Below are 22,976 nucleotides of genomic sequence, written 5' to 3'. Positions count from 1 at the left end.
CCCGACCGATACGCCCAACACGAGGCCCTTGCATGCAGTACCGCGATCTGCGCGACTTCATCCGTGGCCTGGAACAGCGCGGTGAACTCAAGCGCATCCAGGTTCCCATCTCCCCTGTACTGGAAATGACCGAAGTCTGCGACCGCACCCTGCGCGCCAAGGGCCCGGCGTTGCTGTTCGAAAAGCCCACCGGCTTCGACATCCCGGTGCTGGGCAACCTGTTCGGCACCCCCGAGCGGGTGGCCATGGGCATGGGCGCCGAATCGACCGAGGAACTGCGCGAGATCGGCAAGCTGCTGGCGTTCCTCAAGGAACCCGAGCCGCCGAAGGGCCTGAAGGACGCCTGGTCGAAACTGCCGATCTTCAAGAAGGTCGTGTCCATGGCGCCGAAGGTGGTCAAGGACGCGGTATGCCAGGAAATCGTGGTCGAAGGCGACGACGTCGACCTGGGCCAGTTGCCGATCCAGCACTGCTGGCCGGGCGACGTGGCGCCGCTGATCACCTGGGGCCTGACCGTCACCCGCGGGCCGAACAAGGACCGCCAGAACCTCGGGATCTACCGCCAGCAGGTGATCGGCCGCAACAAGGTGATCATGCGCTGGCTGAGCCACCGCGGCGGCGCGCTGGACTACCGCGAATGGTGCCAGAAGCATCCCGGCCAGCCATTCCCGGTGGCCGTGGCCCTGGGCGCGGACCCGGCGACCATCCTCGGCGCCGTGACGCCGGTTCCGGACACCCTTTCCGAATACGCCTTCGCCGGCCTGTTACGCGGCAACCGTACCGAGCTGGTCAAGTGCCGTGGCAACGACCTGCAGGTGCCGGCCACCGCCGAGATCATCCTCGAAGGGGTGATCCACCCCGGCGAGATGGCCCCGGAAGGCCCGTACGGCGACCACACCGGCTACTACAACGAAGTGGACAGCTTCCCGGTGTTCACCGTCGAGCGCATCACCCACCGGCAGAAACCGATCTACCACAGCACCTACACAGGCCGGCCGCCGGATGAGCCGGCGATTCTCGGCGTGGCGCTGAACGAAGTGTTCGTGCCGATCCTGCAGAAGCAGTTCCCCGAGATCACCGACTTCTACCTGCCGCCGGAAGGCTGCTCGTACCGCATGGCGGTGGTGACCATGAAGAAGCAGTATCCAGGCCACGCCAAGCGCGTCATGCTGGGTGTGTGGTCGTTCCTGCGACAGTTCATGTACACCAAGTTCGTTATCGTCACCGACGACGATATCAACGCCCGCGACTGGAACGATGTGATCTGGGCCATCACCACGCGCATGGACCCCAAGCGTGATACGGTGATGATCGACAACACCCCGATCGACTACCTCGACTTCGCGTCGCCGGTGTCGGGCCTGGGGTCGAAGATGGGCCTGGACGCCACGCACAAATGGCCGGGCGAGACTACACGCGAATGGGGCCGGGTCATCGTCAAGGACGAGGCCGTCACCCGCCGTATCGATGAGCTGTGGGACCAGTTGGGAATAGATTGATGCAGGTAACCTTGCAGCCTTCCGGGGCGGTGCTGGCGGTCGAACCGGGGGAAAGGATTCTGGATGCCGCGCGGCGCCTGGGCTACGACTGCCCAAGCAGCTGCCGCAACGGCAATTGCCATGTGTGTGCCGCGCTGCTGGTGGAAGGCCGTGTTCGCCAGGAAGGCCAAGTCCGCGATCACGGTGAACTGTTCACCTGCATCGCCGAGCCGCTGGAGGACTGCGTGTTGCTGTGGGATGGTGTGCTGGCCCTGGGCGAGCTGCCAGTGCGCAAGCTGGCCTGTACCGTGAGCGAATGCGTCGAGGTCGGTGGCGACGTCTGGCGCGTGCGCCTGCGCGCGCCTGCCGGCAAGCCGCCGCGCTATCACGCGGGGCAGTACCTGATGATCGAGCGCGAGGGCATGGACAAGGCGGCATTCTCCCTCGCCTCGGCGCCCCACGGTGGCCGAGACCTGGAGCTGCACGTGCTGGCCCGGGAAAGCAGTGCCGTGCAGTTGATCGAGCAGTTGCAGCGCACTGGTCTGGCGCGGATCGAGCTGCCGTTCGGCGACGCCCACCTGGCGGAGCTGCCCGATGGTCCGCTGGTGCTGATCGCCGCCGGTACCGGCATGGGCCAGATGCACAGCCTGGTCGAGCATTGCCGCGCCCAGGGCTTCAAGCATCCGGTGCACCTGTACTGGGGCGTGCGTCGGCCTGAAGACTTCTACAAGATCGAGCACTGGGACGAGTGGCAGCGCCTGCCCAACCTGTTCCTGCACAAGGTAGTCAGCGACCTGTGCGGCTGGGAAGGGCGCTGTGGCCTGCTGCACGAGGCGGTGTGCGAGGACATCGGCGACCTGAACCAGGTGCATGTCTATGCCAGCGGCTCGCCAAACATGGTCTATGCCACCCTCGATGCGTTGGTCGAGGCCGGCATGGATGCCCACCGCATGCGCGCCGACGTGTTCGCCTACGCGCCGCGTGGGTGAAACTAAACGGCACGCTGCAAGGGCGTGCCGGATTTAATAACCAAGTGTTTTCCATTTGATTATATGGCGGGGATTGTTACCGGCGCGGGTAATAAGTTTCGCTATACTCGGACTATTAGTTTCCGTTCAGCGGATGGTTAAATGAAATCCTGTTTTCGGGGTTGAGTGCAAAGTGCAATTTGCCTTACGTTAGGCGCATGGAAAATTGCAGGGCAAGCCCGCTCCCACGCTATCTTGGGGACTTGTAGCCCGCGATAGCATTCCTCAGGTACCGCGGCACCCGCACTTTGGTGGTTCACCGGAATTAATGGCGGCAGCTCATGTCGACACTTGAAAGTTCATCCTGGCAAGTAGCTTATCCGCCGTCGCTCGACTTCGGACAACAGTTAACCCGCGAACAACTGCAACGCTCGATGCAGGAAACCATGTCTCAGCACGACGGCGGCCCGGTCTGGCTGTTCGCCTATGGTTCGCTGATCTGGCGCCCCGAATGCAATTCGGTCGAGCGCCAGCGGGCGCGGGTACATGGCTACCATCGTGGCTTGTACCTGTGGTCCCACGAGCACCGAGGCACCCCGGAGTGCCCGGGCCTGGTATTCGGTCTGGACCGTGGCGGTTCCTGCAGCGGTTTCGCCTACCGCCTGGATGAAAGCAACCTCGATGATTCGCTGATGGCCCTGTGGCAACGGGAAATGCCGTTCCCGGCCTATCGCCCGCACTGGCTCAGCTGCCGCCTGGGCGATGGCAGCAAGGTCCAGGCCCTGGGCTTCGTGCTGGAACGACACCTGCCGTGCTACGCGGGCAACCTGCCGGACACCCTGCTCAGCCAGATACTTGCCAGCGCCAAGGGACGTTACGGCACGACGCGCGATTACGTGGAGCAGACCCTCAACGCCCTGCGCAGCCACCAGATGCCCGATCGCAACCTGGAAGCCCGCTTCAGGCGTTGCCACAACCTGCGCGAGGTGTGAGCCCCGCGCATCGGGCTCATTCCTGGCCGGCGGCGGTGCCGAGGAACTTGCGCAGGAACTGGCGGGTGCGCTCTTCCTTGGGATTGGCGAACAGTGCCTTGGCCTCGCCCTGCTCGACGATCACGCCCTTGTCGAAGAAGATCACCCGGTTGGCGACATCGCGGGCAAAGCTCATTTCGTGGGTGACGATGATCATGGTGCGCTTTTCCTCGGCCAGGCCGCGGATGGTCTCCAGCACCTCGCCCACCAGCTCCGGGTCGAGTGCCGAGGTGGGCTCGTCGAACAGGATCACTTCGGGCTCCATGGCCAGGGCGCGGGCGATGGCAACCCGCTGTTGCTGGCCGCCGGAAAGGCGGCGCGGGTAGGCGTCTTCCTTGCCCGCCAGGCCAACCTTGGCCAGCAGGCGCCTGGCCAGCTCGATGGCCTTGTCGCGGGGCGTCTTCTTGACGATCACCGGCCCTTCGATGACGTTCTCCAGGGCGGTGCGGTGGGGAAACAGGTTGAAGTTCTGGAACACGAATCCGGCCTGCTGGCGCAGGCGGCGGATCGCACCCTGCTGGCCGCCCAGCGGGCGATTGGCGTCGATGCTGATGTCGCCGATCTGGATACGCCCGGCATCGGGGGTTTCCAGCAGGTTCAGGCAACGCAGGAAAGTGGTCTTGCCCGAGCCGCTGGGGCCGATAATGGCGACCACCTCGCCGGGTTGCACGGTCAGGTCGATGCCGTTGAGCACGGTCTGGCCCTTGAACTGCTTGCTCAGGCCTTCTACTACGATCATCTCAGTGCTCCTGGTCGTGCTGGTTGACCCGCGCTTCCATGCGGTTCTGGAAGTGCGCCAGGATGCTGCAGAGGATCCAGTAGACCACCGCGACAGCCAGGTACATGGTGAAGACCTCGAAGGTCCGGGCGGTGATCAGCTGCGCCTGGCGGAACAGCTCGGGCACCTGGATGGTCGCCGCCAGGGCAGTGTCCTTGACCAGCGAGATGAAGCTGTTGCCCAGCGGCGGCAGGGCGGTGCGCAGGGCTTGCGGCAGGATTGCCCGGCGCATGGCCTGGGTGCGGGTCATGCCGATGCTGGCCGCCGCTTCCCACTGGCCACGGTCGATCGAAGAGATCGCCGCCCGGAGGATTTCGCAGATGTACGCCGCCATGTTCAGCGACAGGCCGATCAGCGACGCCGGGATCGGGTCGAGCTCGATGCCGATCTGCGGCAGGCCGAAGTAGATCACGAACAGCTGCACCAGCAGCGGCGTGCCGCGGAAGAAGGACACGTAGATACGGGCGAGCCAGTCCAGCGGCAGGATCTTCGACAGGCGCATCAGTGCCAGGGCGAAGCCCAGCACCAGGCCGAAGAACATGCCGCCGACACTGAGCAGCACGGTATAGCCCGCGCCCTTGAGCAGGAAGGGCGCGGAATCGACAACGAGTTGCAGGCTTTCAGCGATCATTTGGTGACATCGGCACCGAAGTATTTCTCGGACAGCTTGGCCAGCGTGCCGTCGGCCTTGAGCTTGTCGATGGCCTTGTTCAGCGCATCGAGCAGTTCAGTCTCGCCCTTGCGCAGGGCCACGCCCGATTCCAGCTTGGAGAATTTCTCGCCAGCCAGTGCGGTGGGTTTCTTGTCCTTGGCGGTTTTCTGCACGTACTCCAGCGCGGCCAGGCGGTCGATCAGGATAGCGTCGATGCGGCCATTGCGCAGGTCGGCGAACTTGGTCGGGTCGTCTTCATAGGTACGGACATCGGCTGTCGGCACGTCCTGTTTCACCCACTGCTCGTAGTTGGTGCCCAGGCCGACACCGACCTTCTTGCCAGCGAGGTCGGCGGCGGTCTTGATGTTCTTCTCGTTATCGCTGCCCTTGAGCACCAGGGCCTGGATGCCGGAAACGGTGTAGGGCTCGGAGAAGTCGTACTTCTTCTTGCGCTCTTCGGAGATGGTCACCTGGTTGATCACCACGTCCAGGCGCTTGGACTCCAGGGCGGCGAGGATGCCGTCCCACTTGGTCGGCTGGACCTTGGCCTTGACCCCCAGTTCCTTGGCCAGCAGCTCGGACAGTTCGACCTCGAAGCCGGTCAGCTTGCCGTTCTCGTCCTGGAAGCTGAACGGTGGGTAGGTGCCTTCCAGGCCGACGTTGATCACGCCCTTCTCCTGGATGGTCTTCAACTGCTCACCGGCAAAGGCCTGGCCGAGCAGGCCGGCGCCCAGCAGGAGCGCCAGGCTGGCGTTGAGAAGGGGTTTGGCGAATTTGGTCATGGCAGGCCCCGCGCTTGTTGTGGAAGTAGTGAGGTGGCGACTATAGAGGTGGGCTTCATAGGTCGGGAAATAATAAAAAATCAGGTTGTTATTCCCGTTTCTGCATTTTGCAGTCGCTTATGCCCGACTTAGCTCAGGATGGAATAAAGCGTTGTTTTTTCCAAGAGGCAGATTTGACGTATCGTGGCTTACACCCTCCCTGTAGGAGCGGCCTTGTGCCGCGAAAGGGCCGCTCCTACAGGGAGCGTAGGTATATCGAGAAAGCCGCCTGGCAGGAGAAACACCGTGAGCGAACAACCATCAACCGGGCACTGGCAACTGCAGGGCATCGTCAGTGGCCTGCGCAGCGCCCGTGAACAGTGGCGCAGCAGCAATGGCCGCAGCAGCGGCGAGCAGGGCGGGCGCGAGCTGCCGTCGCGCGAGGCGCTGCGCCAGATTCTCGAGCAACTGTGCGGCGCGCTGTTCCCCATGCGCCTGGGCCCGGTGGACCTGCGTGAAGAGAGCGAAGACTTCTACGTCGGCCACACCCTCGACGCCGCGCTCACTGCGTTGCTGACCCAGGCCCGCCTTGAGCTGCGCTACGCGGCGCGCCACGGCAAGACCGATGTGGTCGATGTCGATGGCCACGCCCTGCGCCTGATCCAGGACTTCGCCGCGGCCCTGCCGGCCCTGCGCGTGCTGCTGGACACCGACGTGCTCGCCGCCTACCACGGCGATCCGGCGGCGCGCAGCGTCGACGAGGTGCTGCTGTGCTACCCGGGCATCCTGGCGATCATCCACCACCGCCTGGCCCACCACCTGTACCGGGCCGGCCTGCCGCTGCTGGCGCGGATCAGCTCGGAGCTGGCGCACTCGGCCACGGGTATCGACATCCACCCCGGCGCGCAGATCGGCCCGAGCTTCTTCATCGACCACGGCACCGGCGTGGTGATCGGCGAGACCGCGATCATCGGCGAGCGGGTGCGTATCTACCAGGCCGTGACCCTGGGCGCCAAGCGTTTCCCCAGCGACGAGTCGGGCACCCTGCACAAGGGCCTGGCCCGCCACCCGATCGTCGAGGACGACGTGGTGATCTACGCGGGAGCGACCATTCTCGGAAGGATCACCATCGGCAAGGGCTCGACCATCGGCGGCAACGTGTGGCTGACCCGCAGCGTGCCGGCTGACAGCAACATTACCCAGGCTAACCTGCAGCTGGATTGCGAGGGCAAGAAAGCCCTCTAACTCAGGGGTTATGTCGCGTGGGAGCGGGCAAGCCCGTTCCCTAGTCGACCTATTCTGGAGCGGCATCGGGTCGCATTGAAATCCGATCCATGTTTAACTTGAACGCTTGTTCAACGAAAAACGCTGGTCCATTGCCGGTGTTCAAAAGGAGGAATCGCCTTTGCTGAACCCGTTCAATCCGAACCTCACGTCCTTCGACGAGGTGCCCGTTCAATGAGTGCACCGACCCCCGACCTTGCCCACGGCAAGATCCGCATGAACCCCCCCGTGTTCTACTTCGCGGCAAGCTTCATCCTCCTCTTCGGCCTGGTCGTCATCGCCCAGCCCCAGGCCGCCGGCGACTGGCTGCTGGCGGCGCAGAACTGGGCGGCCAACACCGTCGGCTGGTACTACATGCTGGCCATGACCCTGTACCTGGTCTTCGTGGTGGTCACCGCCTTGTCCGGCTACGGCAAGATCAAGCTTGGTGCTGACCACGACGAGCCCGAGTTCAGCTACCTGTCCTGGGCCGGCATGCTGTTCGCCGCCGGTATCAGCATCACCCTGTTCTTCTTCTGCGTTTCCGAGCCGCTGACCCACATGCTCCAGCCGCCGCAGGGCGAGGCCGGCACGGCCGAGGCCGGGCGTCAGGCGATGCAGATCCTGTTCCTGCACTGGGGCCTGCACGGCTGGGGCGTGTTCGCTTTCGTCGGCATGGCGCTGGCCTACTTCGCCTACCGGCACAACCTGCCGCTGGCCCTGCGTTCGGCGCTGTACCCGCTGATCGGCAAGCGCATCAACGGTCCGATCGGCTATGCGGTGGACGGCTTCGGCATCATCGCCACGGTGTTCGGCCTGGGCGCCGACATGGGCTTCGGCGTGTTGCACCTGAACGCCGGCCTCGACTACCTGTTCGGCATCAGCCACAGCCAGTGGGTGCAGGTGATCCTCATCACCTTGATGATGGGCGCGGCGGTGGCCGTGGCGGTCGCCGGGGTGGAGAAGGGCGTGCGGGTGATGAGCGACATCAACCTGTTCCTGGCCTGCGCACTGCTGCTGTTCGTGCTGTTCGCCGGGCCCACCCAGCACCTGTTCAACACCTTGATCCAGAACCTCGGTGACTACCTGGGCGCGTTGCCGCGCAAGAGCTTCGATGTGTACGCCTACGGCGAGCAGCGCGACTGGCTGGGCGGCTGGACGGTGTTCTACTGGGCCTGGTGGATTGCCTGGGCGCCGTTCGTGGGCCTGTTCATCGCCCGCATCTCCCGGGGCCGAACCATCCGCGAGTTCGTCTTCGGCGTGTTGCTGATCCCGCTGGGCTTCACCCTGGCGTGGATGTCGATCTTCGGCAACAGCGCCCTGGACCAGGTGATCAACCACGGCATGACCGCGCTGGGGCAGTCGGCCATCGACAACCCGTCGATGAGCCTGTACCTGTTGCTGGAAACCTACCCGTGGAGCAAGACGGTGATCGCCGTGACGGTGTTCATCAGCTTCGTGTTCTTCGTCACCTCGGCCGACTCCGGCACGGTGGTGCTGTCGACGCTGTCGGCCAAGGGCGGCGGCGCCGACGAGGACGGCCCGAACTGGCTGCGCATCTTCTGGGGCGCGATGACCGCGCTGATCACCAGCGGGCTGCTGTTCGCCGGCAGCATCGATTCGCTGAAGTCGGCGGTGGTGCTGACCTCGCTGCCGTTCTCGCTGATCCTGCTGTGCATGATGTGGGGGCTGCACAAGGCCTTCTACCTGGAAAGCCAGCGGCAGATCGCGCAGATGCACTCGTTGGCGCCCTTCGCCCAGTCCCGGCGCGGGCGTGGCGGCTGGCGCCAGCGTCTTAGCCAGGCTGTGCACTTCCCGTCGCGGGACGAGGTGTATCGCTTCATGGACGACGTGGTGCGTCCGGCGATCGCCGAGGTGCGCGAGGTGTTCGAGCAGAAGGGACTGGTGCTGATCACCCAGGATGACCCGAGCCACGACAACGTCAGCCTGAAGATCGGTCATGGCGAGGAGCAGCCGTTCATCTACCAGGTGCAAATGCGCGGGTACTTCACGCCGTCGTTCGCGTTGGGTGGGCTGGGGACGCAGGAGTTGAAGAATCGCCGCTACTACAGGGCCGAGGTGCACTTGAGCGAAGGCAGCCAGAACTACGACCTGGTGGGCTACAGCAAGGAGCAGATCATCAACGACATCCTCGACCAGTACGAGCGGCATATGCAGTACCTGCATCTGGTCAGGTAGATCGCTCGGGCCGCGTTGCGGCCCTTTCGCTGGCTCCCACAGGGTTGTTGCAAAACCTGTGGGCGCTGGCTTGCCAGCGAAAGGAGGCCAAAGGCCTCCCCGGATCTTTCAGAAAGGCGCATCCCCCAGGATGGTCGCCCGATGCATCACCCGCCGGCTGGGGCGGTAGTCATCCACCGCAAAGTGCTGCGTGACGCGGTTGTCCCAGAACGCCACGTCGTTTTCCTGCCAACGCCAGCGAATGCTGAACTCCGGCCGCGTCGCATGGGCGAACAGCAGCTTGAGCAGCGCCTCGCTCTCCTGCTCGTTCAGCTCGTTGATCCGCGTGGTGAAGCCTTCGTTGACGAACAGCGCCTTGCGGCCGCTGACCGGATGGGTGCGCACCACCGGGTGCGACAGCGGCGGGTTGTTACGCCGGGTCGCCTCCCAGCGTGCCAGGTCCTCGGGCGTGGTGCCGAAGCGCTCCAGCGGGAACGACTTGGTGAAATCGTGGGTGGCGGTCAGGCCGTCGAGCATCGTGCGCAGCGGCGCCGACAGCGCCTCGAAAGCGGCGATGCCGCTGGCCCACAGGGTGTCGCCGCCAAAGGCCGGCAGTTGCTTGGCGCTGAGCACCGCGCCCAGTGCGGGGGTCGGCAGGAAGGTTACGTCGGTGTGCCACACGGCGTTGTCGCGCACATCGGTGACTGCGGTGTCGAGAATCAGTACCTGCGGCGTCTGCGGCACATTGGGGTAGATCGGGTGGATGTGCAGGTCGCCGAAGCGGGCGGCGAAGCGGGCCTGCTGTTCGGGGGTGATCGGCTGGTCGCGGAAGAACAGCACCTGGTGTTCGAGCAGCGCCTGCTCGATGGCGTCACGCTGTTCGGGGGTGATATCGCGGCTGATGTCCACGCCGCTGATCTGCGCGCCAAGGGCTGGGCTCAAGGGGGTAACGGTCAGGCTCATGTCTTTTCTCGTTCCAGGTGCCGGGTTGCCGGCGTGGTCATTTGGTCAATGGCTCTGGCCATGCCAGGGCACCAGCTTGCGCTGCAGGGCGCGCAGGCCCATCTCCAGGGCGAAGGCGATCAGGGCGATCAGCAGGATCCCCAGCACCACCACGTCGGTGACCAGGAACTGCGCCGCCGACTGCACCATGAAGCCCAGGCCGCTGGTGGCGGCGATCAGCTCGGCGGCGACCAGGGTCGACCAGCCCACGCCGAGGCCGATGCGGATGCCGGTGAGGATGTCGGGCAGGGCGCTGGGCAGGATCACATGGCGGATCAGTTGCGCCCGGGTGGCCCCCAGCGACTGCGCGGCGCGCAGCTTGGCCGGGTCGACGGTGCGCACGCCGGTGGCGGTGGCGATGGCGATCGGGGCGAAGATCGCCAGGTAGATCAGCAGCACCTTCGACAGCTCGCCAATGCCGCACCAGATGACGATCAGCGGCAGGTAGGCCAGCGGCGGGATCGGCCGGTAGAATTCGATCAGTGGGTCGAGGATGCCGCGGGCCACGCGGTTGTAGCCGATGGCCAGGCCGACAGGGATGGCGGTCAGGGTCGCCGCCACCAGCGCCAGGCCGATACGGCCCAGGCTTGCGCCCAGGTGCTGCCACAGGCTGGCGTCCATGTAGCCCTGGGTGAGCAGCGTCCAGCCCTTGGCCAGGATGTCGGCGGGCGAGGGCAGGAACAGCGGTTCGATCCAGCCGGCCGCGGTCACCAGCCACCACCCCAGCAACAGGGTGGCCAGGGTGAGGGTGCTGATCCAGCGGGTCGACAAGGGCTTGCGGGGCTTCACCACAGGAGGTGTGCGTTGTGCCTGCTTGGTGGTGGCCGGCAATTCGATGCTGCTCATGCGGACTCCTGACGTTGCGAGAATACCCGCGCCAGCACGTGCTCGCGGGTTTCGATGAAACGGGGATCGGACTTGATCGCCCTGGCCGACTCGCCAGCGGCGTAGCGCTGGCCGAAGTCCAGTTGCAGACGTTCGACGACGCGCCCCGGATTGGGCGCCAGCAGCACCAGTTCGGTGGCGAGGAACACCGCCTCTTCGATGTCGTGGGTGATCAGGAACACCGGCTTGGCGGTGCGCTGCCAGACTTGCAGCAGCAGCTCCTGCATCTGTTCGCGGGTAAAGGCATCGAGGGCACCGAACGGCTCGTCCATCAACAGCACCCGTGGGTCGGCGGCCAGCGCCCGGGCCAGGCCTACGCGCTGCTTCTGCCCGCCGGACAATTGCCAGATACGCCGCTCTCCGAAGCCGGCCAGGTCGACCAGCGCCAGCATCTCGCGGGCCTTGGCTTCACGCTGGGCACGGGGCACGCCGGCCAGCTCGAGGCCGAAGGCGACGTTGCCGAGCACGTCCTGCCAGGGCAGCAGGGCATCGTCCTGGAACACCACGCCACGTTCGGCGCCCGGACCTTGCACCGGCGCGCCGTCGAGGCTGATGCGCCCGCCGCTGGGGGCGACGAAGCCGGCGATCAGGTTGAGCAACGAGGTCTTGCCGCTGCCGGACGGCCCGAGGGCCACCAGCAGCTGGCGGGGGCCCAGGCTCAGGTTGATGTCGGCCAGCACCGGGGTAGCGGCGCCGGGGTACTGTGCGCTGATGCGCTCCAGTTCGAGCAAGGCCATGACGGGCTCCGGGTCAGTTGGGCAGGTATTGGGCGCTGACGTAAGGCGAGTAGTCGGGCAGCACGGCGTCGACCTTGCCTTGTTGCTTGAGGAAGGTGGCGGTGTCGGTCAGCGCCTGGGTGGTCGGCGCGCCCAGTGCGCTGGCCTGGTCGGCGGCCAGCGGGTAGACGTTGCCCTGCAGCAGCACCGGGATATCGGCGGGCTTGGCGCCGGACAGCTTGACCAGCTTGGCGACGTTGTCCTTGTCGGCCAGCCAGGCTTTGGGGTCCATGCGGTAGTCGGCGTAGGCGTCGAGGGTGACCTTGGCGAACGACTTGACGATCTCCGGGTGCTTGGCGGCGAAGTCCTTGCGCACGATCCAGGCATCGAAGGTCGGCGCGCCTTTCTCGGCCAGCTCGCCCGAGGTGATCAGCACCTTGCCGTTCTCCTTGGCTACGCCCAGGGCCGGGTCCCAGACGTAGGTGGCGTCGATGTCGCCGCGCTTCCAGGCGGCGATGATCGCCGGCGGGGCGAGGTTGAGGATCTGCACTTTCGACGGGTCGATGTTCCAGCTCTTGAGCGCGGCCAGCAGGCTGTAGTGGCCGGTGGAAACGAACGGCACGGCGACTTTCTTGCCCACCAGGTCCTGCGGAGTCTTGATGCTGTCGCGGGCGACCAGGGCCTCGCCGGCACCGATCTGGGTGGCGATCAGGAAGGTCTCGACCGGCAGCTTGCGGGTGGCGGCGGCGGCCAGCGGGCTGGAGCCGAGGTAGCCGATCTGCACGTCGCCCGAGGCGACGGCGGTGATCACGTCGGCGCCATTGTCGAACTTGCGCCAGTCGATGCTGGCCTTGCTGTCCTTTTCATAGGTGCCATCGACCTGGGCCACCTTGGCCGGGTCGACGGTGGTCTGGTAGGCGACGGTCAGGTCGGCGGCCTGGGCCAGCCAGGTGGCGCTGGCGAGGGTCAGGGCGGCGAACAGGCGCAGCGGAGCGTGCGGGATCATGATTGAACCTCTCGTCAGGCATTCTGGGATGGATGGCGAGAAGACTAAATGATCTAAGAAATAGTAAATAAATAACTTTTTAGAATTAGCTTAAAAGCCAAACGCTCTGAACCTGCACGGGATGCAGGCTCGTCGTGATCCCTGGCTCGGTTCGTTTCGACAGGACGGTGCGAAGCTGGCGCAATCGCTGAAGACAGCTAGTCTTGATCGATTCCTGAGGGGGGACTGCTGGTCGAAAGCTCGGCAAACGTTTGCACATAACCTAAAGGTATGATTGACGGCGTCGATACAACGTTTCGTAGGAATGGTTCCGATGTTATTCCGTAAAAATCTTACAGATTCATAAAACGGTCATTTTGGATTTATAGGATTGTCATTATCCTGTAGCGCAGGTCAGCGGGTTAGACCAAAGTCGCAGATCGACCGTTAGCGATTGACTTGGCGGTCACGCATTGGTGCTAAATCGCCAATCCGGGCGAGTGGGGCAGCAGATCCCGCCGCTTGAGACGCACAAAAATTAGAACGTAGAGGAGCAAAACATGTACAAGTCCAGCCTGGCCCTGGCCGTGGCACTGGGGGTTCTCGCCCAACAAGCAGGCGCTGCCGGTTTCATCGAGGACAGCAAGCTGTCCCTGAGCTCGCGCACCATGTACTTCAACGACGACAACCGTGAAGTCAATCTGCGTCCGGATCAACGCGGCCGTGGTGGCGACAACCGCGAAGTCGGCCAAGGCTTCAAACTGGACTACCTGTCCGGCTTTACCGAAGGCACCGTAGGCTTCGGCGTCGATGTTCAGGCCTTGTGGGGTATTCATCTCGACGGCGGTCGTGGTCGTCACCCGGATAGCAGCACCTTCCTACCGAGCGACACCAACGGTTCCTCGGTGAGCCAATGGGCGCGTATCGGCGGTAATGCCAAGGCACGTTTCTCCAAGACTGAGGCGCACTTCGGTAGCGCATTGGCGCCAAACCTGCCGATTCTGGTCGCCAACGACGGCCGCCTGCTGCCACAGACCTTCGAAGGTGGCACCATCACTTCGAAGGAAATTGACAACCTGACCATCAATGCCGGTCAGTTGACCCATGCCATGGGGCGTGCTTCCAGCAACCGTACCGGCCTGTCGGTAAACGGTGCTTCGGCTGACAGCAACAAGTTCCGTTACGGTGGTCTGGACTACAAGGTCACTCCTGACCTGACACTTCAGTACTACTACTCGAACCTGGAAGACTTCTACAAGCAGCACTTCCTGGGTGCTACACACGTCTTCAAGATCGCTGACGACCAGTCGTTCAAGACCGACCTGCGCTACTTCGACAGCAGCAGCGATGGGAAGAATGGCCATGGTGGCGGCTACAACTTCAATAACAACGGTGGCTATGCCAAGCACAGCGGCGAAGTTGACAACAAAACCTGGTCGGCGATGTTCACCTACACCCTAGGCGGGCACGCTCTGATGCTTGGCCACCAGCAGGTCAGCGATGATGGTGGTTTCGTCTGGTTGAACCAAGGTGGTGTGGTAGATGGCAACGGTCGTCCTGAAGGTGCTGGTGGTGCCAGCTTCTATCTGTTCACCGATAGCATGATCAACCAGTTCGCACGTGCTGGTACCAACACCACCTTCGGTCAGTACAGCTACGACTTTGCGCGCGTTGGCGTGCCGGGCCTGAAGGCGTCCATCGCCTACCTGCGCGGCGATGACATCCGTAACGTTTCGGGCAATGGCACCTACCACGAGTGGGAGCGTGACGCCCGGGTCGACTACGTCATTCAGGAAGGTACGCTCAAGGGGCTGGGCGCCAGCCTGCGTCATGGTATCTACCGCGGCGAGGGTGAAGCTCCGGTCGACAAGGATCAGACCCGTCTGATCTTCAACTACACTTACAGCTTCATGTAAGCCGTAGCTGCAAAGAAGAAGCCTCGCTTGGTGCGAGGCTTTTTTGTGTCTGCGAATCCGTATGCTTAATAGTTATAAATAAATCAATATTTATTCTTTTTGTTTTTATTCGGAAGCAGGCACATTGAACCCACAAGGCCAGACACAGCACAGGAGCCGCTTCCATGAGCCTCAAACTCGGCGATATCGCCCCCGATTTCGAACAGGATTCCAGCGCCGGCAAGATCCGCTTCCACGAATGGCTGGGCGACAGCTGGGGCGTGCTGTTCTCCCACCCTGCCGACTTCACCCCGGTGTGCACCACCGAGCTGGGCCTGACTGCCAAGCTCAAGGAGGACTTCGCCAAGCGTGGCGTGAAAGCCATTGCCCTGTCGGTGGATCCGGTCGACTCGCACCACAAGTGGATCGATGACATCAACGAGACCCAGAGCACCGTGGTCAACTTCCCGATCATCGCCGACGCCGACCGCAAGGTCTCCGACCTGTACGACCTGATCCACCCCAACGCCAGCGACACCCTGACGGTGCGCTCGCTGTTCGTCATCGATCCGAACAAGAAGGTGCGCCTGACCATCACCTATCCGGCCAGTACCGGGCGCAACTTCAACGAGATCCTGCGGGTGATCGACTCGTTGCAACTGACCGACAACTACAAGGTCGCCACCCCAGGCAACTGGCAGGACGGCGACGAGGTAGTGATCGTGCCTTCGCTCAAGGACGAGGACGAAATCAAACGCCGCTTCCCGAAAGGGTACCGGGCGGTGAAACCCTATCTGCGACTGACCCCGCAACCGAATCGATGAGGTATTGCTCGTTGCATTGCTCTTAGCCAAGCAGGGATCTTCGGGCCGTTTCGACGGCCCTTTTTTATGTCTGGCAGAAAGGCAGGTATTGCCAACTTGAGCCTTGCGCGCTCCCACAGGGGGATAGTTGCCTGCGCGACAGCGTAGCCCGAAGGGCTGGGTGATCTCTTACAGAGATAAGAATTAATATCTATTTATGGAATAAACAAATGCAAAAATATGATTTATAGATATATGTGACGAACTGTTAATGTCACTTCCATCCAGCGGGGATAACCCCTCGCGGCCCTGCAATCGAATCGAAGGAAGCGCTTTCAATGCTGGTTGTTTCTGTCGGTGGTAGCCCCAGTCTTCGTTCACGCTCCGGCGTGCTGCTAGAACGCTCGCGCGACTGGCTGCAGGAGCGCGGCGTCGAGGTGGTGACCTTCCAGGTGCGGGAATTCCCCGCCGAGGACCTGCTCCACGCGCGCTTCGACAGCCCGCAGGTGCGTCACTTCAACGAACTGGTGGCCCAGGCCGATGGCCTGGTGGTCGCCACGCCGGTGTACAAGGCATCGTTCGCCGGTGCCCTGAAGACCTTGCTCGACCTGCTGCCTGAGCGTGCCCTGGAACACAAGGTGGTCCTGCCGATCGCCACCGGCGGCAGCATCGCCCACATGCTGGCCGTGGACTACGCCCTCAAGCCGGTGCTGTCGGCGCTCAAGGCGCAGGAGACCCTGCAGGGGATCTTCGCCGACGACAGCCAGGTCGCCTACGGCGAAGGCACCCGGCCCGCGCAACTGGCCGCTGCCCTGGAACAGCGCCTGCAGGATTCGCTGGAAACGTTCCACAGCGCCCTGGCGCGCCGGCCTCGGCCGGTGGTGCCGGGCGAGCTCAACGAACGCCTGATCAGTGCCCGTTGGAGCATCTGATTCCTCGCTATACCGCTTGACCGTTGTTCCCACCTTACTCGCCCGTCAACGAGGCAAGCAGGTGCTACCCGAACCCACTCGCACAGGAGAGCGCCATGCGCACAATCTTCTTGCGTCGCGGTCTGGTCGCCCTGTTTGCGGCGGCTGTGTCCTTCGGCGCCATCACTCAAGCCCAGGCCGAGAGCCTGCGCATCGGTTACCAGAAGTACGGCACCCTGGTGCTGCTCAAGGCCAAGGGCTCGCTGGAAAAGCGCCTGAAGGAACAGGGCATCGACGTGCAATGGACCGAGTTCCCCGGCGGCCCGCAACTGCTCGAAGGCCTCAACGTCGGTTCCATCGACTTCGGCGTGACCGGCGAAACACCGCCAGTGTTCGCCCAGGCCGCGGGTGCCGACCTGCTGTACGTCGCCTATGAGCCGCCAGCCCCGCACAGCGAGGCGATCCTGGTGCCGAAGGGATCGACGATCCAGTCGGTGAAGGAACTCAAGGGCAAGAAAGTCGCCCTCAACAAGGGCTCCAACGTGCACTACCTGCTGGTGCGCGCCCTGGAAGACGCCGGCCTCAAGTACACCGATATCCAGCCCGTCTACCTGCCACCGGCCGATGCCCGCGCCGCCTTCGAGCGCGGCAGCGTCGACGCCTGGGTGATCTGGGACCCGTACCAGGCCGCCGCCGAGCAGCAGCTGCAGGCACGCACGCTGCGTGACGGCAAGGACCTGGTCGACAACCACCAGTTCTACCTGGCCACCCGCAGCTATGCCACCCAGCATCCGGCGGTGATCAACACTCTGGTCGAGGAAGTACGCGCCGTGGGCGAATGGTCCCAGGCCAACCCGCAGCAGGTCACCGACCAGGTCGCGCCGCTGCTCGGCCTGCCCGCCGACATCACCCTGACCTCGGTGAAACGCCAGGGCTACGGCGCCGCGCCGCTGACCCCGGAAGTGATCGCCGCGCAGCAGAAGATCGCCGACACCTTCCAGGCCCTGAAGCTGATTCCCAAACCCTTGAGCATCAAGGACGTGATCTGGACACCCCCGGCCAAGGTCGCCAGCGCGCCTTGAACGATTCGCCTGCGCCGGGGCGTCGCCCCGGCATGAGCCACCCTTGAGGAGACAACTCCAATGAGCCTTAACATCTTCTGGTTCCTCCCTACCCACGGTGACGGCAAGTACCTGGGCACCAGCGAGGGCGCCCGCGCCGTCGACCACGGCTACCTGAGCCAGATCGCCCAGGCCGCCGACCGCCTGGGCTTCGGCGGCGTGCTGATCCCCACCGGACGTTCCTGCGAGGACTCCTGGCTGGTGGCGGCCTCGCTGATTCCGCTGACCGAGCGCCTGAAGTTCCTGGTGGCCCTGCGCCCGGGGATCATTTCGCCTACCGTGGCCGCGCGCCAGGCCGCCACCCTGGATCGCCTGTCCAACGGCCGTGCGCTGTTCAACCTGGTGACCGGCGGTGATCCGGACGAACTGGCCGGCGACGGCCTGCACCTGAACCACCAGGAGCGCTACGAGGCGTCGGTGGAATTCACCCGCATCTGGCGCAAGGTGCTTGAGGGCGAAACGGTCGACTACGACGGCAAGCATATCCAGGTGAAGGGCGCCAAGCTGCTCTACCCGCCGATCCAGCAACCGCGTCCGCCGCTGTACTTCGGTGGTTCCTCCGAGGCCGCCCAGGACCTGGCCGCCGAGCAGGTCGAGCTGTACCTGACCTGGGGCGAGCCGCCGGCGGCCGTTGCCGAGAAGATCGCCCAGGTGCGTGAGAAGGCTGCGGCCCAAGGCCGTGAAGTGCGCTTTGGCATCCGCCTGCACGTGATCGTGCGGGAAACCAATGAAGAGGCCTGGGCCGCCGCCGACAAGCTGATCTCGCACCTGGACGACGACACCATCGCTCGCGCCCAGGCATCGCTTGCGCGCTTCGACTCGGTCGGCCAGCAGCGCATGGCCGCGTTGCACGGCGGCAAGCGCGACAAGCTGGAAGTGGCGCCGAACCTGTGGGCCGGTGTCGGCCTGGTGCGTGGCGGTGCCGGCACCGCGCTGGTGGGCGATGGCCCGACCGTCGCCGCGCGGGTCAAGGAATACGCCGATCTTGGCATCGACACCTTCATCTTCTCCGGTTATCCACACCTTGAGGAGTCGTACCGGGTCGCCGAGCTGCTGTTCCCGTACCTGGACGTGCAGCGCCCGGAGCAGCCGAAGACAGGTGGCTACGTGAGCCCGTTCGGTGAAATGGTCGCCAACGACATCCTGCCCAAGTCCGTGTCGCAGAGCTGAGGACCGGGGTCATGAGTCGTGCATCCACCACCACCTGGTCCAAACGCCTGGCGCCCTGGGCCCTGCCGATCCTGCTGCTGGCGGTATGGCAGCTGGCGGTCAGCGCGGGCTGGCTGTCGACCCGCATCCTGCCGGCGCCGAGCGCGGTGGTCAGTGCCGGTGTCGAGCTGGTGCGTAGCGGCCAGATCTGGACCCACCTGGCCATCAGCGGCTGGCGTGCCGGCCTGGGCTTCTTGATCGGCGGCAGCCTCGGCCTGTTGCTGGGCTTCATCACCGGCTTGTCGAACTGGGGCGAGCGCCTGCTCGACAGCTCGGTGCAGATGATCCGCAACGTGCCGCACCTGGCGCTGATCCCGCTGGTGATCCTGTGGTTCGGCATCGACGAGTCGGCAAAGATCTTCCTGGTGGCGCTGGGGACGTTGTTCCCCATCTACCTGAACACCTACCACGGGATCCGCAATGTCGATCCGGCACTGGTGGAGATGGCGCGCAGCTACGGGCTGTCGGGCTTCGCGCTGTTCCGCCAGGTGATCCTCCCGGGGGCGCTGCCCTCGATCCTGGTCGGCGTGCGCTTCGCCCTGGGCTTCATGTGGCTGACGCTGATCGTCGCCGAGACCATCTCGGCCAACGCCGGCATCGGCTACCTGGCGATGAACGCCCGCGAGTTCCTGCAGACCGATGTGGTGGTGCTGGCCATCGTCCTGTACGCGGTGCTCGGCAAGCTGGCCGACCTGGCTGCCCGGGGCCTGGAGCGGGTGTGGCTGCGCTGGCACCCGGCGTACCAGCTGGCGAAGAAGGAGGGCGCATGATGACCGTGCTCAAGGAACAGCCGCCACGCCTGCTGCGTGGCATCCCCCTGGCGGCCCGCGATCTGCGTCGCACCTTTGGCCAGCGTGAAGTGCTGCGCGGCATCGACCTGCACATTCCGGCCGGCCAGTTCGTCGCCATCGTCGGTCGCAGTGGCTGCGGCAAGAGCACCATGCTGCGCCTGCTGGCCGGGCTCGACCAACCCAGCGCCGGCCAGCTGCTGGCGGGGGCCGCGCCGCTGGCCGAGGCCCGCGAGGATACCCGCCTGATGTTCCAGGACGCGCGCCTGCTGCCCTGGAAGAAGGTGATCGACAACGTGGGCCTGGGCTTGTCCGGCAACTGGCGGCCCCGTGCCCTGGAGGCATTGGAGGCGGTCGGCCTGGTCGACCGCGCCAACGACTGGCCGGCGGCGTTGTCCGGCGGCCAGAAACAGCGGGTGGCCCTGGCCCGGGTGCTCATTCACCAGCCGCGCCTGCTGCTGCTGGACGAGCCATTGGGCGCGCTGGATGCCCTGACCCGCATCGAAATGCAGCAATTGATCGAGCGCCTGTGGCGCCAGCACGGTTTCACCGTGCTGCTGGTCACCCACGACGTCAGCGAAGCCGTCGCCGTGGCCGACCGGGTGATCCTGATCGAAGACGGCGCCGTCGGCCTGGACCTGGTCGTCGACCTGCCCCGGCCACGGGTGCGGGGTTCGCACCGCCTGGCGGCGCTGGAAAGCGAAGTGCTCAACCGTGTTCTGTCCGCCCCGGGCACCCCGCCCGATCCGGAACCTGTAGCCCCCTTGCCCACACAGTTGCGTTGGGCCCACTGAATCCTCGAAGCCGCAAAAGGAATGACGCCATGACCATCAAAGCCATCAACGTTCGCAACCAATTCAAAGGCACCGTGAAGGAAATCCTCGAAGGCCCGGTACTGTCGGAAATCGACGTGCAGACCGCCTCCGGTATCGTCACTTCGGTGATCACCACCCGCTCCGTGAAGGAGCTGGAGCTGCAGGTGGGCAGTGAAGTGATCGCCTTCGTAAAATCGACCGAGGTGTCCATCGCCAAGCTCTGAAGTCTTGCATGGTCCGTGTAGGAGCGGCGTCGCGAAAGGGGCGCGGAGCGGCCCCAGGTTTTGAGCCACCATCAAAATTGCCGGGGCTGCTGCGCAGCCCTTTCGCGACGCAAGGCCGCTCCTACAGGATTCTTGCAGGGCTCAGGATCAGCGCTTGGCCAGAAAGGGCGGCAGATACAGCCCCAGATACGCCTCGAACACCCGCATCCCCTCTTCCGCCATGCGCGGCGTGATCGCTTCATGCAACTGCATCGAGCGGGCATACACCCGGTCGCTCAGCTCCATCGCCAACGCGAACACATCCACATCCCGAGGCATCGCCGGCAGCTGGAAATGCCGGTCGAACAGCCTGTGCATCAGCTCGCCCAGCTCCAGGTCGTGCTGACGGTCGGCCTGCACCACTTCGCTCAGCCCATGCTGGGCAAGGATCAGCTGCCGCGCCGCGGCATCGTCTTTGTAGATGTCGAGCATGCGCTGCTCGATCAGCCGCGACAGTTGCGGCCAGGTACTGAACGCTGCGCTGTCGATGGGCGCGCTCAGGGCCTCGCGAAAAGCCCGGTGCACGTCGGCAGTCAGCGCCTCCAGCAAGGCCGGCACACTGGCGAAGAAGTGATACACCGACGACGGCGGAATCTGCGCCCGTTCGGCCACGCTGTAGATCGACAGCGCCGCCACCCCTTGCCCGGCCAGCAGCTCGCGGGCCGCGGCCAGGATCGCTTCGATCCTGGCCTGGCTGCTGGCGCGGGGCTTGCGCGGGGCGGCGGGGCGGGTCATCAGTTGCTGATCGCCAGGATACTGGCCTGGTAGGCGCCGACGAACAGGTCGAAGTCACCCACCTCCTGCTGCTCCAGGCGCGACTGCTCGGTCAGGGACTCACGGGCGAGGGTTTCGAAGGCCTGCTGGCGCTCGGCGGGCAGCGGCTGCTCGCGGAAGCTCTCGGCGTGCAGCCGGCTCTGGCGCAGGGAGAACTGGACGAAGCTCTCGTCGTGCTCGGTCATGCGCGCCAACACCTGGGCCGATGGCGTCAGCTCGGGGTCGTCGACCTTGGCCTGCTGCGCTTCCAGGGCCTTGGCGTGTGCGTTGCCACCCTGGGCGCGGTCGAGCAGCCCGGCCAGCTGGCCGATGCGTTCGATCAGTTCGCTTGCCCATGCCTTCAGCGTGACCGGCTGGCCGTCACGGCGCAGCTCCAGGCCAGGGCGCCGGCCCTCCTTGACCACGGTGAGGAAGTTGCTGGTGCACTGGCCGCACTCGCCGTTGTCCAGCTGAGGGCTTTCTTCCAGGGCGCAGAACAGCAGGAAGGCGTCGAGGAAGCGTGCTTCGGTCAGGTCGATACCCACCGGCAGGAACGGGTTGATGTCCAGGCAGCGCACTTCCACATACTGCACGCCGCGGGAGGTCAGGGCCTGGATCGGCCGCTCGCCGGTGTAGGTGACGCGCTTGGGACGGATGTTCGAGTAGTACTCGTTCTCGATCTGCAGGATGTTGGTGTTCAGCTGTACCCACTCGCCATCCTTGTGGGTGCCAACCTCGACGTAGGGCGGGTAGGGCGTGCCGACGGCCTTGCGCAGGCTGTCGGTGTAGCTGGCCAGGTTGTTGTAGCAGGGCGTCAGGCCCGCCTGGGCGTTGCTCTGGTAGCCCAGGTCGCTCATGCGCAGGCTGGTGGCGTAGGGCAGGTAGAGGGTCTCGGCATCCAGCTCTTCGAGTTGGTGCGGGCGGCCACGCAGGAAGCCTTTGTCCAGGGCAGGGGAGGCGCCGAACAGGTACATCAGCAGCCAGCTGTAGCGGCGGAAGTTGCGGATCAGCGCGATATAGGCCGAGGACTGGTAGTCGCGGTCGTCCTGCTCGCCGCCTTCGGCATCGCGCAGCAACGGCCACAGCGCCTCGGGCAGGGAGAAGTTGTAGTGGATGCCGGCGATGCACTGCATGGTGCGGCCGTAACGCAGGGCCAGGCCCTTGCGATAGACGTGCTTGAGCTTGCCGATGTTCGAGCTGCCGTATTCGGCGATCGGGATGTCTTCCTCGGCCGGCAACGCGCAGGGCATCGACGGGCTCCACAGGTATTCGTCGCCCAGCTTGGTGTAGACGAAGCGGTGGATCTGGTCGAGGCTCTCGAGCACCTTGGCAGGGTCCGCCAGGGCCGGGGTGATGAATTCCAGCAGCGACTCGGAATAGTCGGTGGTGATCTGCTCGTTGGTCAGCGCCGAACCCAGTGCCTCGGGGTGCGGGGTCTGGGCCAGGCGACCGTCGTTGGTCACGCGCAGGCATTCGCGCTCAATGCCGTGCAGGCACTGCTTGAGCAGGTCGATATTGTCGCCGAGCAGGCTCAGGCGGCGGTTGAGGAGGTCGCTCAAGATGGATTCCTTCACGCGTCAGTCGCCCCAATATGGGGGTAGGGATGACGGTCTACAAGGGTAGTTGGGAAAGGAACTGGCGTTGTCGCCTGGTTTACGCGGTTCCGGCGCTGGCCTGTATGCGCCTGATCGCGGGCTTGCCCTGCGATCAGGTGTACAGCA

22 protein-coding genes are annotated in these 22,976 nt (G+C 64.5%); 13 read left to right on the top strand and 9 right to left on the bottom strand.

Translation table 11 applies throughout. The features are described from left to right. Positions 1 to 32: 32 nt before the first annotated feature. From ubiD to ACVWZ5_RS14655, 3 genes are all read left to right on the top strand, one after another. A complete protein-coding gene (ubiD, locus tag ACVWZ5_RS14665) occupies positions 33 to 1,499 on the top strand; it encodes a 4-hydroxy-3-polyprenylbenzoate decarboxylase (protein WP_062575556.1) in 1,467 nt (488 codons plus the stop codon). Continuing rightward, positions 1,499 to 2,467 carry a CDP-6-deoxy-delta-3,4-glucoseen reductase gene (locus tag ACVWZ5_RS14660; protein ID WP_457340701.1) on the top strand — a complete coding sequence of 323 codons (969 nt, stop codon included), beginning with the start codon at positions 1,499 to 1,501 and terminating at the stop codon, positions 2,465 to 2,467. The genes ubiD and ACVWZ5_RS14660 overlap by 1 nt, the downstream gene beginning before the upstream one ends. 320 nt (positions 2,468 to 2,787) lie before the next feature. After that, positions 2,788 to 3,438, top strand: a complete 651-nt coding sequence (locus ACVWZ5_RS14655; RefSeq protein WP_028689230.1) for a gamma-glutamylcyclotransferase — start codon at positions 2,788 to 2,790, stop codon at positions 3,436 to 3,438. 16 nt (positions 3,439 to 3,454) lie between these two features. Here ACVWZ5_RS14655 and tcyN read toward each other — a convergent pair whose 3' ends face one another. From tcyN to tcyJ, 3 genes are read right to left on the bottom strand one after another with little or no spacing between them, the layout of a single operon-like run. After that, complete coding sequence (tcyN, locus tag ACVWZ5_RS14650) at positions 3,455 to 4,216, bottom strand: L-cystine ABC transporter ATP-binding protein TcyN (RefSeq protein ID WP_028689229.1); 762 nt, start codon at positions 4,214 to 4,216, stop codon at positions 3,455 to 3,457. Between the two features lies 1 nt (position 4,217). After that, positions 4,218 to 4,886 (bottom strand): cystine ABC transporter permease, encoded by a 669-nt coding sequence (gene tcyL / locus ACVWZ5_RS14645; protein WP_046857530.1) that lies wholly within the window; start codon positions 4,884 to 4,886, stop codon positions 4,218 to 4,220. Beyond that, complete coding sequence (gene tcyJ / locus ACVWZ5_RS14640) at positions 4,883 to 5,689, bottom strand: cystine ABC transporter substrate-binding protein (protein ID WP_186599611.1); 807 nt, start codon at positions 5,687 to 5,689, stop codon at positions 4,883 to 4,885. The genes tcyL and tcyJ overlap by 4 nt, the downstream gene beginning before the upstream one ends. Positions 5,690 to 5,974: 285 nt before the next feature. On the opposite strand from tcyJ, the gene epsC reads away from it, so the two are divergent. Further along, positions 5,975 to 6,913 (top strand): serine O-acetyltransferase EpsC, encoded by a 939-nt coding sequence (gene epsC / locus ACVWZ5_RS14635; protein WP_062575553.1) that lies wholly within the window; start codon positions 5,975 to 5,977, stop codon positions 6,911 to 6,913. Between the two features lie 255 nt (positions 6,914 to 7,168). Then, positions 7,169 to 9,130, top strand: a complete 1,962-nt coding sequence (betT, locus tag ACVWZ5_RS14630; RefSeq protein ID WP_186599618.1) for a choline transporter BetT — start codon at positions 7,169 to 7,171, stop codon at positions 9,128 to 9,130. 108 nt (positions 9,131 to 9,238) lie between these two features. Here betT and tauD read toward each other — a convergent pair whose 3' ends face one another. The 4 genes from tauD to tauA are packed head-to-tail and all read right to left on the bottom strand — an operon-like array spanning position 9,239 to position 12,718. After that, complete coding sequence (tauD, locus tag ACVWZ5_RS14625; protein ID WP_062575551.1) at positions 9,239 to 10,072, bottom strand: taurine dioxygenase; 834 nt, start codon at positions 10,070 to 10,072, stop codon at positions 9,239 to 9,241. Positions 10,073 to 10,117: 45 nt separating this feature from the next. Then, positions 10,118 to 10,957, bottom strand: a complete 840-nt coding sequence (tauC, locus tag ACVWZ5_RS14620) for a taurine ABC transporter permease TauC (RefSeq protein WP_062575550.1) — start codon at positions 10,955 to 10,957, stop codon at positions 10,118 to 10,120. Then, entirely contained in the window at positions 10,954 to 11,733 is a 780-nt protein-coding gene (gene tauB / locus ACVWZ5_RS14615) for a taurine ABC transporter ATP-binding subunit (RefSeq protein WP_062575549.1), read from the bottom strand. Before tauB ends, tauC begins: the two co-directional genes overlap by 4 nt. A gap of 13 nt (positions 11,734 to 11,746) precedes the next feature. Continuing rightward, entirely contained in the window at positions 11,747 to 12,718 is a 972-nt protein-coding gene (gene tauA / locus ACVWZ5_RS14610) for a taurine ABC transporter substrate-binding protein (protein ID WP_343580482.1), read from the bottom strand. A 539-nt stretch (positions 12,719 to 13,257) separates the two neighbouring features. On the opposite strand from tauA, the gene ACVWZ5_RS14605 reads away from it, so the two are divergent. The 8 genes from ACVWZ5_RS14605 to ACVWZ5_RS14570 all read left to right on the top strand — a co-directional run bounded on the left by ACVWZ5_RS14605 (position 13,258) and on the right by ACVWZ5_RS14570 (position 20,463). Then, positions 13,258 to 14,613: an OprD family outer membrane porin gene (locus tag ACVWZ5_RS14605; RefSeq protein ID WP_343580484.1), complete on the top strand. Its 1,356-nt coding sequence runs from the start codon at positions 13,258 to 13,260 to the stop codon at positions 14,611 to 14,613. 164 nt (positions 14,614 to 14,777) lie between these two features. Next, positions 14,778 to 15,416 (top strand): peroxiredoxin, encoded by a 639-nt coding sequence (locus ACVWZ5_RS14600; protein WP_186599609.1) that lies wholly within the window; start codon positions 14,778 to 14,780, stop codon positions 15,414 to 15,416. 317 nt (positions 15,417 to 15,733) lie between these two features. After that, positions 15,734 to 16,327, top strand: a complete 594-nt coding sequence (ssuE, locus tag ACVWZ5_RS14595) for an NADPH-dependent FMN reductase (protein WP_028689218.1) — start codon at positions 15,734 to 15,736, stop codon at positions 16,325 to 16,327. 95 nt (positions 16,328 to 16,422) lie between these two features. Continuing rightward, entirely contained in the window at positions 16,423 to 17,388 is a 966-nt protein-coding gene (locus ACVWZ5_RS14590; protein ID WP_028689217.1) for a sulfonate ABC transporter substrate-binding protein, read from the top strand. A 60-nt stretch (positions 17,389 to 17,448) separates the two neighbouring features. After that, positions 17,449 to 18,597 (top strand): FMNH2-dependent alkanesulfonate monooxygenase, encoded by a 1,149-nt coding sequence (gene ssuD, locus ACVWZ5_RS14585; RefSeq protein WP_084942097.1) that lies wholly within the window; start codon positions 17,449 to 17,451, stop codon positions 18,595 to 18,597. An 11-nt stretch (positions 18,598 to 18,608) separates the two neighbouring features. Then, positions 18,609 to 19,406 carry an aliphatic sulfonate ABC transporter permease SsuC gene (gene ssuC, locus ACVWZ5_RS14580; protein WP_096049123.1) on the top strand — a complete coding sequence of 266 codons (798 nt, stop codon included), beginning with the start codon at positions 18,609 to 18,611 and terminating at the stop codon, positions 19,404 to 19,406. Further along, positions 19,406 to 20,218 (top strand): aliphatic sulfonates ABC transporter ATP-binding protein, encoded by an 813-nt coding sequence (gene ssuB / locus ACVWZ5_RS14575; RefSeq protein ID WP_343580637.1) that lies wholly within the window; start codon positions 19,406 to 19,408, stop codon positions 20,216 to 20,218. The genes ssuC and ssuB overlap by 1 nt, the downstream gene beginning before the upstream one ends. Before the next feature lie 29 nt (positions 20,219 to 20,247). After that, the gene (locus ACVWZ5_RS14570) at positions 20,248 to 20,463 is read left to right on the top strand and encodes a TOBE domain-containing protein (RefSeq protein WP_008095172.1); all 216 of its coding nucleotides are present in this window, start codon (positions 20,248 to 20,250) and stop codon (positions 20,461 to 20,463) included. A gap of 147 nt (positions 20,464 to 20,610) precedes the next feature. Here the strand turns inward: ACVWZ5_RS14570 and ACVWZ5_RS14565 are convergent, their stop codons facing one another. Beyond that, positions 20,611 to 21,237, bottom strand: coding sequence for a TetR/AcrR family transcriptional regulator (locus tag ACVWZ5_RS14565; protein WP_062575542.1), 627 nt, complete (start codon positions 21,235 to 21,237; stop codon positions 20,611 to 20,613). Next, the gene (gene gshA, locus ACVWZ5_RS14560) at positions 21,237 to 22,814 is read right to left on the bottom strand and encodes a glutamate--cysteine ligase (protein ID WP_167388402.1); all 1,578 of its coding nucleotides are present in this window, start codon (positions 22,812 to 22,814) and stop codon (positions 21,237 to 21,239) included. The genes ACVWZ5_RS14565 and gshA overlap by 1 nt, the downstream gene beginning before the upstream one ends. Positions 22,815 to 22,976 lie beyond the last annotated feature (162 nt).

This window comes from Pseudomonas sp. TE6283, assembly GCF_054060555.1.
Note: the sequence above shows the minus strand (reverse complement) of the source record. Positions and strands in the feature narration are given on the sequence as shown.